At 55.5% G+C, this 14,088-nt stretch carries 14 protein-coding genes; 5 read left to right on the top strand and 9 right to left on the bottom strand.

Features of this window, described 5'->3' with window-relative positions; all coding sequences use genetic code 11:
* Positions 1–163: 163 nt before the first annotated feature.
* From B347_RS0110980 to B347_RS0110955, 6 genes are all read right to left on the bottom strand, one after another.
* Positions 164–1,444: a sensor histidine kinase gene (locus B347_RS0110980; protein ID WP_019409769.1), complete on the bottom strand. Its 1,281-nt coding sequence runs from the start codon at positions 1,442–1,444 to the stop codon at positions 164–166.
* Positions 1,434–2,117: a two-component system response regulator ColR gene (gene colR / locus B347_RS0110975; RefSeq protein WP_019409768.1), complete on the bottom strand. Its 684-nt coding sequence runs from the start codon at positions 2,115–2,117 to the stop codon at positions 1,434–1,436. Before colR ends, B347_RS0110980 begins: the two co-directional genes overlap by 11 nt.
* A gap of 239 nt (positions 2,118–2,356) precedes the next feature.
* Entirely contained in the window at positions 2,357–4,000 is a 1,644-nt protein-coding gene (gene groL / locus B347_RS0110970; protein WP_019409767.1) for a chaperonin GroEL, read from the bottom strand.
* A gap of 49 nt (positions 4,001–4,049) precedes the next feature.
* The gene (locus tag B347_RS0110965) at positions 4,050–4,343 is read right to left on the bottom strand and encodes a co-chaperone GroES (protein ID WP_016779794.1); all 294 of its coding nucleotides are present in this window, start codon (positions 4,341–4,343) and stop codon (positions 4,050–4,052) included.
* A 245-nt stretch (positions 4,344–4,588) separates the two neighbouring features.
* Complete coding sequence (locus B347_RS0110960; RefSeq protein WP_019409766.1) at positions 4,589–5,062, bottom strand: FxsA family protein; 474 nt, start codon at positions 5,060–5,062, stop codon at positions 4,589–4,591.
* Between the two features lie 65 nt (positions 5,063–5,127).
* Positions 5,128–5,859, bottom strand: a complete 732-nt coding sequence (locus tag B347_RS0110955) for a HugZ family protein (RefSeq protein WP_019409765.1) — start codon at positions 5,857–5,859, stop codon at positions 5,128–5,130.
* A gap of 51 nt (positions 5,860–5,910) precedes the next feature.
* On the opposite strand from B347_RS0110955, the gene B347_RS0110950 reads away from it, so the two are divergent.
* Positions 5,911–6,669 (top strand): SDR family oxidoreductase, encoded by a 759-nt coding sequence (locus B347_RS0110950; RefSeq protein WP_019409764.1) that lies wholly within the window; start codon positions 5,911–5,913, stop codon positions 6,667–6,669.
* Positions 6,670–6,741: 72 nt separating this feature from the next.
* Here B347_RS0110950 and B347_RS0110945 read toward each other — a convergent pair whose 3' ends face one another.
* The gene (locus B347_RS0110945; RefSeq protein WP_019409763.1) at positions 6,742–7,755 is read right to left on the bottom strand and encodes a DUF481 domain-containing protein; all 1,014 of its coding nucleotides are present in this window, start codon (positions 7,753–7,755) and stop codon (positions 6,742–6,744) included.
* A gap of 159 nt (positions 7,756–7,914) precedes the next feature.
* Between B347_RS0110945 and B347_RS0110940 the strand changes: the two genes are divergently transcribed.
* The 4 genes from B347_RS0110940 to B347_RS0110925 all read left to right on the top strand — a co-directional run bounded on the left by B347_RS0110940 (position 7,915) and on the right by B347_RS0110925 (position 12,646).
* Positions 7,915–8,268, top strand: coding sequence for an MGMT family protein (locus B347_RS0110940; protein ID WP_019409762.1), 354 nt, complete (start codon positions 7,915–7,917; stop codon positions 8,266–8,268).
* A 42-nt stretch (positions 8,269–8,310) separates the two neighbouring features.
* Complete coding sequence (locus B347_RS0110935; RefSeq protein WP_019409761.1) at positions 8,311–9,858, top strand: AmpG family muropeptide MFS transporter; 1,548 nt, start codon at positions 8,311–8,313, stop codon at positions 9,856–9,858.
* Positions 9,859–9,958: 100 nt separating this feature from the next.
* Positions 9,959–11,674 carry a proline--tRNA ligase gene (locus B347_RS0110930; protein ID WP_019409760.1) on the top strand — a complete coding sequence of 572 codons (1,716 nt, stop codon included), beginning with the start codon at positions 9,959–9,961 and terminating at the stop codon, positions 11,672–11,674.
* 18 nt (positions 11,675–11,692) lie between these two features.
* Positions 11,693–12,646, top strand: coding sequence for a hypothetical protein (locus B347_RS0110925; RefSeq protein WP_019409759.1), 954 nt, complete (start codon positions 11,693–11,695; stop codon positions 12,644–12,646).
* 55 nt (positions 12,647–12,701) lie between these two features.
* Here the strand turns inward: B347_RS0110925 and dinB are convergent, their stop codons facing one another.
* Complete coding sequence (dinB, locus tag B347_RS0110920; RefSeq protein WP_019409758.1) at positions 12,702–13,769, bottom strand: DNA polymerase IV; 1,068 nt, start codon at positions 13,767–13,769, stop codon at positions 12,702–12,704.
* Between the two features lie 129 nt (positions 13,770–13,898).
* Positions 13,899–14,088: hypothetical protein (locus B347_RS26920; RefSeq protein ID WP_237719119.1), on the bottom strand; the 190-nt coding region annotated here is incomplete at its 5' end.

The following is a 14,088-nucleotide window of genomic DNA, read 5'->3' as shown; positions in this document are numbered from 1 at the left end:
AGGAGCACGTTTGCATCAGGTCATCATCAGGTGAAAAATTTGTACCATTGAGCCCATAAACTTTGCAGGGTTTTACAGGCTCAAGATACTGGCTTAGGGCCATTCAGCCAACTAATCAATTGTAGGAAGAGCGACCCACAGAACGTGGGCCACGAAAGGAAGTTCAGAGTTCTGCGGGGTTCAACTCGACGTGGAAGCGGCAGCCGTTGGGCTCCATGGTGGTTAGTGTCACACGCCAGCCCTGGCTGTCGCAGATCCGTTGCACCAGCGACAAACCTAGTCCTAGCCCCTCGCCGCGCTTTTCACTGCCGCGAACAAAGGGTTGAAACATGGCTTGGCGCTTCTCTTCGGGGATCCCGACGCCGCTGTCTTCGACCACAAATCCAGTGGGCTCAAGGCTCAGTCGAATAAAACCGGTATCGGTGTAGTGCAGAGCATTGCGAAGCAGGTTGCCCATGACCGCATGCAGAAATGTCGCGTTGTAACGGGTATCAAGGGGATTACCCGGGTCGTAAATCAGTGTCAGGCCCTTCGCTTCAATAGGGCCGCGCCACAAGCTGATCAATCCTTCCGCCACGGTGGTCAGGGTGACAGTGGGCGACATGCTGGCATCTTCATGCTGGGCGCGAGCCAGCATGAGAAAGGTCTGCACCAGTTCGCGCATTTCTTCGCAGGCCCGGGAAATACGCTCCACTTGTGAGCGACTACGCTGATCCAGCGACGGACTTTCCAGCAGTAACTCGCAGGAACTGGCCAACACCATCAAGGGCGTACGCAACTCATGACTCACATCGCTGGTGAACAACCGCTCGCGAGTCAAGGTGTCACGCAAACGTCCTAGCGTGGCATCGAAGGCCACCGCCAATTCGCCAACCTCATCGGCCGCATAGTCCGGCGCCAGGGGCGGCGCCAACCCCAACAATTGATCTCGATGCCGCACCTGCCGAGCCAATCGCACCACGGGAGCCATTACTCGGCGTGCAAGCACCCAGCCTAGGAATACTGCCAACGCCAGCGCCAGCACGAAGCCAACCAACACTACGGCAAACAACACGCGCTCGCGCTCTTCAAAATCGCTTTGGTCTTGTAGCAATACATAGCGCCGACCATCGACCACTTCGACCATCGCGTGGTACGACAACTGATCGCGGAACACCTCATGGAAACCCGGCTCCAGGTGGCGCAGGTCCTTGGGCAAGGCAAAATCGCCACGGCCACCACTGTAGTAGAACAACTGATCCGGCTCGGGACGGTGGTTCCAGTCGCTGACGTTATCCATCAGCAGCAGGCGTTGCAGGTCACCGCCCAGCCCTGCTGAAATGAGTTTTTCTTCGACCAAGTGCACGGTGGCAACAATACCCATCGCAAACGTTCCCGCCACCAGCGCACTCATCAGTGCGAAGGCGATGATGATCCGTTGGGCAAGGCTTTGCTTAAACTCCATCACGACTCTCGGCGAGGCGATAGCCCACACCATGCACGGTTTGCAATAAAGGTTTGTCGAACGGTTTGTCGATCACCTGGCGCAACTGGTGAACGTGGCTGCGAAGGCTGTCACTGTCCGGGCAGTCGTCGCCCCATAGGGCTTCTTCAAGCACTTCACGGCGTAACACATGCGGGCTTTTTTGCATCAGCACAGCCAGCAACTTGAGGCCGACCGGGTTGAGTTTGAGCAGGCGCCCTTCGCGAGTCACTTCGAGGGTATCGAGGTCGTAACGCAAGTCTCCGACCTGCAACTCACGACGACCGCCGCCTTGAGCACGGCGTAGCACTGCTTCAATTCGCGCCGCCAGCTCCGAGAGGGCAAACGGCTTGAGCAGGTAGTCATCGGCGCCTGACTTGAAGCCCTGTAGGCGATCATCCAATTGGTCGCGGGCGGTCAGCATGATGACTGGGGTGTCGCGACGTGCGTCTTCGCGTAGGCGTTTGCACAAGGTGTAGCCGTCAATACCGGGCAGCATAATGTCGAGCACGATCAAGTCGTAATGCTCGGTAGCCGCCAGGTGCAACCCTGACAAGCCGTCCTGCGCGCAGTCAACGGTATAACCTTTAAGCCCCAGGTAGTCCGCAAGGTTGGCGAGGATATCGCGGTTGTCTTCAACCAATAAAATTCGCATGGGCACTTTTCTCCGAACGCAGTAACGGCCGTCTTGGCCCGCGCAGCTTAAGGCCAAGAACCGCTGAGAGCTAGCTCCACAGGGCCTTTACACGTTTTAGTTAACAGCCAGACACCTTTAACAATTCTTTCACTCATGGTTCACAGACTGCATACAGTGGCTTGCCCACAATTTACAGGCACAAAAAAGCCCCACCTGATGACTCAGGCGGGGCTTTTGCGTATCGGGGTAGGGCTGGCTTACATCATGCCGCCCATACCACCCATGCCGCCCATGTCTGGCATACCGCCGCCAGCTGGTTTGTCTTCTTGGATCTCAGCGATCATAGCTTCAGTGGTGATCATCAGGCTGGCAATCGACGAAGCCGCCTGCAGAGCCGAACGAGTCACTTTAGCTGGGTCAAGGATACCCATTTCGATCATGTCGCCGTATTCGCCAGTGGCTGCGTTGTAACCGTAGTTACCCGAACCCTGCTTCACTTTGTCGACAACTACGCTTGGCTCGTCACCGGAGTTGGCAACGATCTGGCGCAGAGGTGCTTCAACAGCACGACGCAGCAGTGCGATACCAACGTTCTGATCAGCGTTGTCGCCTTTCAGTTCGGAGATGGCTTGCAGAGCGCGAACCAGTGCTACGCCACCGCCAGGTACCACGCCTTCTTCAACGGCCGCACGGGTAGCGTGCAGGGCGTCTTCAACGCGGGCTTTCTTCTCTTTCATTTCAACTTCAGAACCCGCGCCAACCTTGATCACTGCAACGCCGCCAGACAGCTTGGCCAGACGCTCTTGCAGTTTTTCACGGTCGTAGTCCGACGTGGTATCAGCGACTTGAGCACGGATCTGAGTCACACGTGCCTGGATGTCAGCTTCAACGCCAGCACCGTCGATAACGGTGGTGTTTTCTTTAGTTACGGTTACGCGTTTGGCATTACCTAGGTGTTCCAGGGTAGCGCTTTCCAGGCTCAGGCCGATCTCTTCGGAGATAACGGTACCGCCAGTCAGAACAGCGATGTCCTGCAGCATTGCCTTACGACGATCACCAAAGCCTGGTGCTTTAACAGCAACGACTTTCACGATACCGCGCATGTTGTTCACAACCAGAGTCGCCAAGGCTTCGCCTTCAACGTCTTCGCTCACGATCAACAGTGGACGGCCAGCTTTGGCAACAGCTTCCAGAACTGGCAGCAGTTCACGGATGTTGGAGATCTTTTTGTCGACCAGCAGGATCAGCGGACCGTCCAGCTCAGCAGTCATGGTCTCTGGCTTGTTGACGAAGTACGGCGACAGGTAGCCACGGTCAAACTGCATGCCTTCAACCACAGACAGTTCGTTTTCCAGGCCCGAGCCTTCTTCAACGGTGATCACGCCTTCTTTACCGACTTTTTCCATGGCTTCGGCAATGATGTCGCCGATGGAGCTGTCGGAGTTGGCAGAGATAGTGCCGACCTGAGCGATTGCTTTGCTGTCAGCGCATGGTTTGGCCAGCGACTTCAGTTCTTTGACAATAGCGATGGTCGCTTTGTCGATGCCGCGCTTGAGGTCCATCGGGTTCATGCCGGCAGCGACGGCCTTCAGGCCTTCGTTGACGATCGACTGAGCCAGAACGGTTGCAGTCGTAGTACCGTCACCAGCGTCATCGTTTGCACGGGAGGCAACGTCTTTAACCAATTGCGCGCCCATGTTTTCGAAGCGATCTTTCAGCTCGATTTCTTTGGCGACGGAAACGCCGTCCTTGGTGATGGTCGGAGCGCCGAAGCTCTTCTCGATGATCACGTTACGGCCTTTAGGGCCCAGGGTCGCTTTAACTGCGTCAGCCAGGACGTTTACACCGGCGAGCATTTTTTTACGGGCGGAATCGCCGAATTTAACTTCTTTAGCAGCCATGATCGATCTTCCTTAAATACTTTGTAGTAGCGGGAAAAGGAGCGGGGAATCAGCCTTCGATAACAGCGAGAATCTCGTTCTCAGCCATTACCAACAGGTCTTCGCCGTCGACTTTCACAGTGTTGCTGCCGGAGTAAGGGCCGAACACAACCTTGTCACCCACTTTCACGGCCAGCGCACGCACTTCACCGTTGTCCAGAACGCGACCCGTACCCACAGCGATGACTTCACCGCTGTTAGCTTTCTCGGCAGCCGAACCAGGCAGAACGATACCGCCAGCGGTTTTCTTTTCTTCTTCGCTGCGACGGATTACGACGCGGTCATGCAGAGGACGAAGCTTCATTGTCGATCTCTCCTAATTGTGGTGTTCATCGGCCGGTGTCAATACCGGCTGGGTTTGCAAGTCCGGAAATGCCGGGGGTGATTCGCTAAAGGAGCCTGCTGTTGCCAGCAAAACCCTGCGGTGTCAGTTACATAAGGGCGCATCCAGTGATTACAAGGGCGCCCTACCGAAATTTTTTACCTTTTGTACGGCCCAAAAACAAACACGGCACCGTAGGTGCCGTGCCAAAGCCTTTGAAGGAAAGTTTACTTGTCGCGGTGTTCGAACTCGCCTTCGATCACGTTGGGCTCACGACCCAACGGTTGGTGCGTGCCCGGTCGACGTGCCGCTTCAAACTCATCGGCAAACGCACGCTGACGAATGGCCTGTTCTTCTGCGCGCTTGCGCAGGCGGTTGACCAGAAAACGGCGAACCGGCGGAAACAGCAACAACAGACCTGCGATGTCGCTGATAAAACCTGGAAGCACCAGCAAGCCGCCACCCAATGCCATCATCAGGCCATGCAGCATTTGCTGGGCAGGCAGCTCACCGCGATTAAGGCTCTCGCGGGCACTCAAGGCAGTCGCCAACCCTGCAACGCGTACCACCAGGACACCCAGCATGGAGCCTGCAATTATCAGCAACAACGCGGGGAAAAACCCAATAGCGGTGCTGACCTTGAAAAAGACGTACAGCTCTAGCACTGGAAATAAAAGAAAGAGCAATAGAAAAGCGCGCATCAAATGATTCCTCTCCGGAAGAATATCTTCCAACCCAGCTTAGATGACGTCGCGCCGTTCTGAATTCAAGACTGTGAAGTTTCTTTTTTCGGCCATTCACTCGCACGGGCCAGAAAAACCAAGGCTTCGCGAACCTGTGTCGAATTGTTACAAGCCTCTGGAAAGCCCAGCCAATAGAGGCTTTGGCCAATGCATAAATGCATTCCTTCGCTGTCGAGCCCGACCATTTTGGCCGGCTCGGTGCGGGGCAGCCCACTCAATTCGACGTAATGGGCGATGGCGTTGGCATGGTCGTCGTTCATGTGATCGACCATACGCCCTTCGACCGGACCGGCAAAAGGGTTGGCCACGGTGATTTGATCCAACCAGTGAATTGCGCCGAAGCCGCCAATATACCGATGCCGAATCGGGTTTAGCACCCAGAAGTCGAAATCGTGCGCGGTGTGATAATTCTGCGATTGTGGGAAGTAGCGGTAATAACGCTCAGCCGCCGCTTCGATGGCAGCAGGATCTGTCAGTTGCTCGGCTTCAGCCAGATACGTCAGGCGCCCAACGGCCTGCACATCGTCTGCGCCACGCTCGCCGACCATCAGGGAGCACTTGGGGTCTTTACGCAAATTGTGGGTGTGCTGAGCAATCCGACTGATCAGTATCAGTGGCCGCCCCTGCTCATCTAGGCAATAGGGCACGACCGAACCGAAGGGAAACCCTGGCATCGCCTTGGAGAGCGTGGACAGCGCTCCACGGTATTCCTTGAGCAATAATTCTCGGGCATGCTTGGCAGCTTCAACGCTCAACTTATGACTCCTCAATAAAAATCCGTCGAAACGGTCGAGATCAGGGCACTCATGCAACTAAAAGACAAAGTAATCATTATCACTGGCGGCTGCCAAGGGCTAGGTCGCGCAATGGCTGAGTATCTTGCAGCCAAGGGCGCAAAACTGGCACTGGTTGACCTTAATCCGGAAAAGCTCGGGCTGGCTGTTGCCGCCTGTGAGGCCCACGGTGTAGAGGCTCGTGCTTACGTGTGCAACGTGGCAGACGAAGAACAAGTAACACAAACCGTCGGGCAAATTGCTGAAGACTTTGGCGCCATCAATGGCTTGGTCAACAATGCCGGGATCCTGCGTGATGGCCTGCTCTTAAAGGTCAAGGACGGGGTGATGACCAAGATGAGCCTGGCCCAATGGCAGGCCGTCATCGACGTCAACCTGACCGGGGTTTTTCTCTGCACCCGTGAGGTAGCGGCGAAGATGATCGAATTGAACAACCAAGGCGCGATCATCAATATTTCGTCGATCTCGCGGGCGGGCAACGTGGGTCAAACCAACTACTCAGCCGCTAAGGCAGGCGTAGCGGCGGCGACCGTGACCTGGGCCAAAGAGCTGGCGCGCTATGGCATTCGTGTGGCGGGGATTGCTCCCGGCTTTATCGAAACCGAGATGACGCTGGGCATGAAGCCCGAGGCTCTAGAAAAAATGACCTCAGGCATCCCGCTCAAGCGTATGGGTAAAGCTGAGGAGATCGCCCATTCGGCGGCATACATCTTCGAAAATGACTATTACAGCGGGCGAATTCTGGAGTTAGACGGCGGGTTGCGGATTTAAAAGCCTGCTGTTTGGGAACTGCCGAAGGCTGCGATCTTTTGATTGTTGCAAGGATCGCAGCCGCGGCAGTGCTTACCACATCACGCCAAATCCTGCGGTGTAACGGGTTTTATTGAGTGCGTTGTCAGAACCACTGCCGGTGCCGATCAAGTCTTTTTCGGCCTTGAGGTTGAGCGATGCCCATTCGGTCACTTTGTAGCGCAAGCCGATTTCAGCATCGAGGCTGTAATCTGACGCCCCTTCTAGCGGTTTACCCAACTCTCCATTGGTAAAGAGCGATACCGTTTTGCCTATCAGGTACCGGTTGTAATCCCACTTCATCGCCAGCGAGTAGAAGTTGTTTTTGTTTCCGTCCGAGTATTCATAGTCAGTACGGTTCAGCAGTGAACCCAGCGAGAATGCGCCCAGCTCGTCATCCCAGAACTGATAGCCCGGGCCTGTACCCACAGTGCGCTGACGAGAAATGTCCTCGACCCTGTCTCGGGTGTAACTCAAACGCCCCTGCCAATACCACTTGTCATCAATAAAGTGGTCGAGTGCATATTCGGCGTTCCAGTTGTCAGTTGTAACGACATCGTTCTGGAACACGCGGTTATATGAACCCTCTGCGTGATGACGCCAGGCGCCATGACGGGCGGTCGTCTTAAAGTCGATGTCGTAGTCATCGGTGTCTTTGTCCGCACGCTTGTAGTCCAGCGCAACATCGACATTGCCTTTCCAGGCAAAGTCTTCGATAAGCGGCTTGGGCTTCATGATTTGCTGGATACTCGCCAGCTCAACGGTTTTAGGAGCCTCGCCATTGGCCAGTGTGACGTGGCCGTCTTCGGCGGCTTTCAGGGACTTAGCCTTTTCACCGACGTAGGTATCCTGTTTGACCAGCAACTCCTGATCACTTTCCAGGGTTTTGACTTGCTTCCAGTCAATGGGAATGGCGCCCGCATAATCGGTCTGAATGAGCAACTTGCCACCATCAAACACTTTGATTTTGCCGGACAGACGATCACCGTTCTTCAGCCAGACCGTATCGGCTAGTAAAGGCGTGGACACATTCAAAACGGCAAGGCATAACAGGGTTCTGGACAACATAAGCAGATGCGAAACTCAGATTTTCGAAAGAATGTCGGCATTATCCGCAAGGACACACCCCAGACAAAGAAAGACCGGCTGATAATCATGTAGTTCCTTAATGAGAACAGTTACCGCACGTGTCTAATCTCTCAACGCCAGACATTCATAGAACTGCCCATGAATACACCGCCCCATACTGACCCAACACCTGCTGAGATTCGCCGTACTGCGCTCTATTCAACCTTGATGCTGGTGCCATCAGGCAAGGTTGTGACCTACGGCCAGCTCGCTGATTTGGCGGGTCTGGGGCGCGCAGCACGTTGGGTCGGTCGCACACTGAGTCAGCTTCCCGAAGACACCCGATTACCTTGGCATCGGGTACTGGCAGCTGGCGGCCGGATCAGTTTGCCCGCAGGCAGCGTGTCGGGCGATGAACAGCGTGCGCGCCTGCGCAGCGAAGGGTTAAGCATTGTTAATAATCGCGTGGATATACAGTGCCATGGCTGGCGCCCAATAGAGCACTGCGGTTAGAGTGCGCCCTTTGTTTCCGTAATCAGAGGCAGACTCAAGTCCATGCCCCGTAAAACCTGGCGCGAAGCGCTGGCTGCCTATTCCAGTCCCTCAACCCTTGTGCTGTTGCTGCTCGGTTTCGCCGCCGGTTTACCGTACATGCTGGTATTTTCAACGCTTTCTGTCTGGTTGCGCGAAGCCGGTGTGGCACGCGAAACCATTGGTTATGCAAGCCTGATCGGACTCGCCTACGCCTTTAAATGGGTGTGGTCGCCGCTACTCGACCAGTGGCGCCTGCCATTGCTCGGAAAGCTGGGCCGACGCCGCTCTTGGCTGGTGTTGTCTCAGACGCTGGTAATACTCGGCCTGATCGGCATGGGCTTTTGTGATCCGCAAAAACACCTTTCCTGGCTAATTGCCATCGCCGTTATCGTGTCATTTGCCTCGGCAACCCAAGACATTGCCATCGACGCCTACCGCCTCGAAATCGCCAGCGACAACCGCCAAGCCGCACTCGCCGCCAGTTACATGTCCGGCTATCGGGTTGCTGCGTTACTTGCCACAGCCGGCGCACTATTTTTTGCCGAAGGTTTCGGCTCGACTGGCTTCAACTACAAACACTCAGCGTGGACCGGCACCTATGTGCTCTTCGGGCTGCTGATGGTTCCGGCGCTGCTCACTACCTTTTTTATGCGCGAACCGCCGGTAACGTTACGGACTCAGCTATCAGCTGGACGCTATAGCTTTGTCCATCAGTTGGCCTCGGTTTTCGTACTGATTGTGCTGCTGGTTTCCGTCCCTGCCATGTTCACTCAGTTGTACAACACCAACTTTGCAGGCGTACTTTTTGAAGGCGTAAGCCCGATGAAGCTGGTGATGGAGGATCGGGCCTTTCTGCGGGCCATCCTCTACACCTTGCTGACGGTGCTGTGTTTGTCATCGATAGGACGACGAGGACTGGCCCCAGTACTGACGCCGGTAAATGACTTTATCGTGCGCTATCGCTGGCAAGCGTTACTGCTGCTCGGCTTGATTGCGACCTATCGCATGTCGGACACGGTCATGGGCGTGATGGCCAACGTGTTCTATATCGATCAAGGTTTCACCAAAGATCAAATCGCAGGCGTGAGCAAGATTTTCGGCCTGATCATGACCCTTCTCGGGGCAGGGATGGGCGGTTTGCTAATTGTGCGCTTCGGCATATTGCCAATTCTGCTGATTGGCGGAGCCGCGTCCGCAGCCACCAACCTTCTATTTATGCTGCTGGCCGACATGGGCCCGAACCTGCATATGCTGATTGTTACGATTTCGCTCGACAACTTCAGCTCTGGCCTCGCCACATCAGCCTTTGTTGCCTATCTGTCGAGCCTCACCAACCTCAAGTTTTCCGCTACCCAGTACGCCCTGCTCAGCTCGATCATGCTGTTGCTTCCGCGTTTGATGGGCGGCTATTCAGGGGTCATGGTCGAGAAGTATGGCTATCACAACTTCTTTATCATCACCGCATTGATGGGCATTCCGACGCTGCTGCTAATCAGCTTGCACTGGTATCAGGAAACCCGCAGGGCGCGTCTGAAACCTGCAGAAGACTTCGAAAAACACCCCGAATAATCAGAGGGAGCGCCGCTCCCTCCCCTGGCCTGTACGCAAACACATCTCGCCCGTACAATGCCCAATCACTTTTAGTCACCAGTAACGGCAACGACTACTCATGCGCACCAGTCAATATTTGCTCGCCACACAGAAAGAAACGCCTTCGGACGCGGTCGTTATCAGCCATCAGCTGATGCTGCGCGCCGGCATGATTCGCAAACTGGCTTCAGGCCTGTACACCTGGCTGCCCATGGGCTTGCGGATTATGCGCAAAGCCGAAGCCATTGTTCGCGAAGAAATGGACGCTGCAGGCGCTCTGGAAGTGCTGATGCCGAGCATTCAGCCGGCTGAATTGTGGCAAGAGTCAGGTCGCTGGCAAGAATACGGCCCAGAGTTGCTTCGCCTTAAAGATCGCCACGGTCGCGAATTCTGCGTGGGCCCAACCCACGAAGAAGTCATCACCGACCTGTGCCGCAACGAGCTGAACAGCTACAAGCAGTTGCCGATCAATCTGTATCAAATTCAGACTAAGTTCCGTGACGAGATCCGCCCACGCTTCGGTTTGATGCGCGGTCGCGAATTCATCATGAAGGATGCCTATTCGTTCCACGCAGACCAGGCATCGCTGCAGATCACGTATGACCGCATGCACCAAGCCTACTGCAACGTGTTCACTCGCCTTGGCGTGAACTTCCGCCCAGTTGAAGCCGACAACGGCTCCATCGGTGGCGCTGGCTCACACGAGTTTCACGTGCTGGCCGAGTCCGGCGAAGACGATATCGTGTTCAGCAATGGCTCCGACTACGCCGCCAACATCGAAAAGGCTGAAGCTGTTCCAGCCGAAACCGCACGCGGTGCGGCCACCGAAGCGCTGCGCCTGGTCGATACTCCAGACGCCAAAACCATTGCTCAGTTGGTAGAAGGCTACAACCTGCCAATCGAAAAGACCGTCAAGACCCTGATTGTTCATGCTGCCGAAGAAGGCAAACTGATCGCCTTGGTGATCCGTGGCGATCACGAACTGAACGAAATCAAGGCCGGCAACCACCCACTGGTAGCAAGCCCATTGACCATGGCCTCAGACGCTGAACTGCGTGACGCGATCGGCGCCGGTGCTGGTTCCCTGGGGCCGCTAAACCTGCCGCTGCCGTGCATCATTGACCGTTCGGTCGAGCTGATGAGCGACTTTGGTGTGGGTGCCAACATCGACGACAAACATTACTTCGGCGTGAACTGGGAGCGCGACCTGCCAGTTCCGACCGTTGCCGACCTGCGTAACGTGGTCGCGGGCGATCCAAGCCCGGACGGCAAAGGCACACTGGAAATCAAGCGCGGCATTGAAGTCGGCCATATTTTCCAACTGGGCACCAAGTACAGCGAAGCAATGAAGTGCCAGGTACTGGGCGAAAACGGCAAGCCTGTGACCCTGACCATGGGTTGCTACGGCATCGGCGTTTCTCGCGTGGTGGCAGCTGCCATCGAGCAGAATAATGACGAACGCGGCATCATCTGGAGCGATGCACTGGCTCCTTTCCAAGTCGCCTTGGTACCCCTGCGCTACGAAACTGAAGCCGTGCGCGAAGCTACCGACGCGCTGTATGCACAGCTGACCGCTGCAGGCTTTGAAGTGCTGCTGGACGACCGTGACAAGAAAACCAGCCCAGGCATCAAGTTCGCTGACATGGAACTGATCGGCATCCCACACCGGATCGTTGTCAGTGACCGTGGTCTGGCTGAAGGCAATCTGGAGTACAAGAGTCGCACTGAAGCAGAGCCACAAGCCCTGCCCGTTGCTGACGTTCTGGCTTTCCTTCAGGCGCGCATCCGTCGCTGAACCCAGATTAGAGACGCCATGTTCAATCGAAGTACCTTAACCCTCGGGGGCGCCGCCATGTGCGGCGCCCTGCTGTTGAGCGGCTGTGCCAATCACATGTCGCAACGCAGCGAACACGAGGAGCGCATCGAGCGCAAACTGCTTGCCCATAACCTGCAGATTGATGTCGGTTCACCGTCTGTGCTGGAGCTGCCTCAACGCCGCGTACGCATCAATGAACAGAAGACGTTTGAAGTCACTGAGTTCGATGTCACCCGTCATTACGACCGTTACACGCCCTACCAGCCGTGGCGTGAAATCTATGAAGTCCCGCTCGGTGCGGTTGCGATTGTGGGCGGCGTCGGCGCCAATGTGCTGAACGTTTTCATGTTTGGGCAATTGCCTGACAGTGTGACCAAAGACTGGATCAGTTACGGTTTCGCGGGCATTAACCCGGCCATGAACGTGCAATCCCATGGCCGCGCCGAGCAGAACCTGGCTGGCATTGACGAGGTTCAACGCGACAAGCGGCTTGAGTATTCAAGTTTGCCGTGGGCTGAACGCCCGGTCATCGTCAGCGCAGGCAAGCAAAGCCATGAGCTGACCACTGATCGTAATGGTGTGCTGCGCCTCAACTTGCTCGACAGCCCGTTTGCCGAGCAAGACTTGAATCACGTCAACAAACTGACCATTACGGTCGAAGATGCCCAGGACGAAACCCACTCAGACTCGACCTTGTCGATCAGCAGCAACCTGCGGGGTAAGTTGCTCGAAGCGCACAACCTGATCTACGACGACCTTGAAGGCGACGACGTCAACCAATGGGTTCACCGGGTCAAGCGCTTGTCAGAACTGGGACTGGAAGAAGAAGCCAGCGAACTGGAACAAAGCCTGATCGAACTCACACGCAACGATCCTGAGTTGCAGCGTGAATTCCTTCAGTCTCTGACCAAGAACGCCGGTCGTCTGGTAGCGGACCCTGGGGTTAGCTGAGCACGCCTCAACTGTGCGCATGACCAACGGATAGGAAGAGACGACAGCCTCGCGCCTACAGGGGTCTTGCGAACAACTCCAACTGTTCATGGCCACTGCTCAAATCATGTAAACGCACGCCCAGCCCTAACAATCGAACGGGCTTGGCGCCGCGTGCAAATGCCTGACTTAACAACCCCTGATAACTTTCAAGGTCCCGCCCCGCTCCGGATTGCTCCAGCGTGGTTTGGGTAAAGTCGTGAAATTTAACTTTGACGAACGGTTTTCCAGGACGATAGCTGCTGTCGATTCGGTCAATGCGCCTGTTCAACGTCTCTAAAAGCTCGGGAAGCTTTTCCAGGCAGGTAGCCAGATCCGGCAAGTCTGTGTCGTACGTATTTTCGACGCTGACTGACTGGCGCCGACTGTCACTTTGCACCAACCGATCATCAATCCCACGTGCCAGCCCCCACAATCGCTCACCGAAACTGCCGAATTCACGTACCAGCGCCAGCTTGTTCCACTCGCGCAAGTCGTGGCAGGTTTCAATCCCCAGTCGCCCCAGCTTGTCCGCCGTGACTTTGCCCACACCATGCAGCTTGTTGACCGGCAGCGCAGAGACAAAGTCTTCAACCTGATCCGGGGTAATCACAAACAGTCCGTTGGGCTTTTTCCAGTCACTGGCAATCTTGGCCAGAAACTTATTCGGCGCCACACCTGCCGATACCGTGATGTGCAACTGACTCGAGACCCTGCGCCGAATGTCTTGAGCAATACGCGTGGCACTGCCACCAAAATGTGGGCTATCCGACACATCCAAATAGGCTTCGTCCAATGACAGCGGCTCAATCAGCTCGGTGTAATCGCGCAAGATGCTATGGATTTCTTTTGAGGCCTCTTTATAAGCATCCATCCGACCGTTAACGATGATCAGGTCCGGACACAGCTTAAGGGCATGCCGAGACGCCATCGCCGAACGCACGCCATACGCCCTTGCTTCGTAGTTACAGGTTGAGATCACCCCGCGCCGGTCGGCAGAGCCCCCGACAGCCATTGGCTTATTCGCCAGGCTCGGGTCATCACGCATCTCAATAGCGGCATAGAAACAGTCACAGTCGACGTGGATAATTTTGCGCTGCGTCATGTAAGGCGATGTTCTTTAAGGGAGTAGGCAATGCAGGCCGCCAGTATGTCACCGAGAACTGTATATAGCACCAGTAGTGTTGCTCGCTCCGACAAGCGCTGCCTGACCTGCATAAATTTGTTTTTCTAATCAACCATATCCCTCTAATAGAGCTACATCCCTTACGCTATAAGGCTTGCAGCCATTTTCATAGCCTATATCTCTATCTAAGCGATTGAACCAGAAGGCTTTTTTATAAATTAAGGTTTGACAGGATTGCGTATCGCTGTAGAATCCGCCCCACAGACGCGGGATGGAGCAGTCTGGTAGCTCGTCGGGC

It is taken from the genome of Pseudomonas psychrophila HA-4, from assembly GCF_000282975.1.
In the GTDB taxonomy this organism is placed as follows: Bacteria; Pseudomonadota; Gammaproteobacteria; order Pseudomonadales; family Pseudomonadaceae; genus Aquipseudomonas; species Aquipseudomonas psychrophila_A.
Note: the sequence above shows the minus strand (reverse complement) of the source record. Positions and strands in the feature narration are given on the sequence as shown.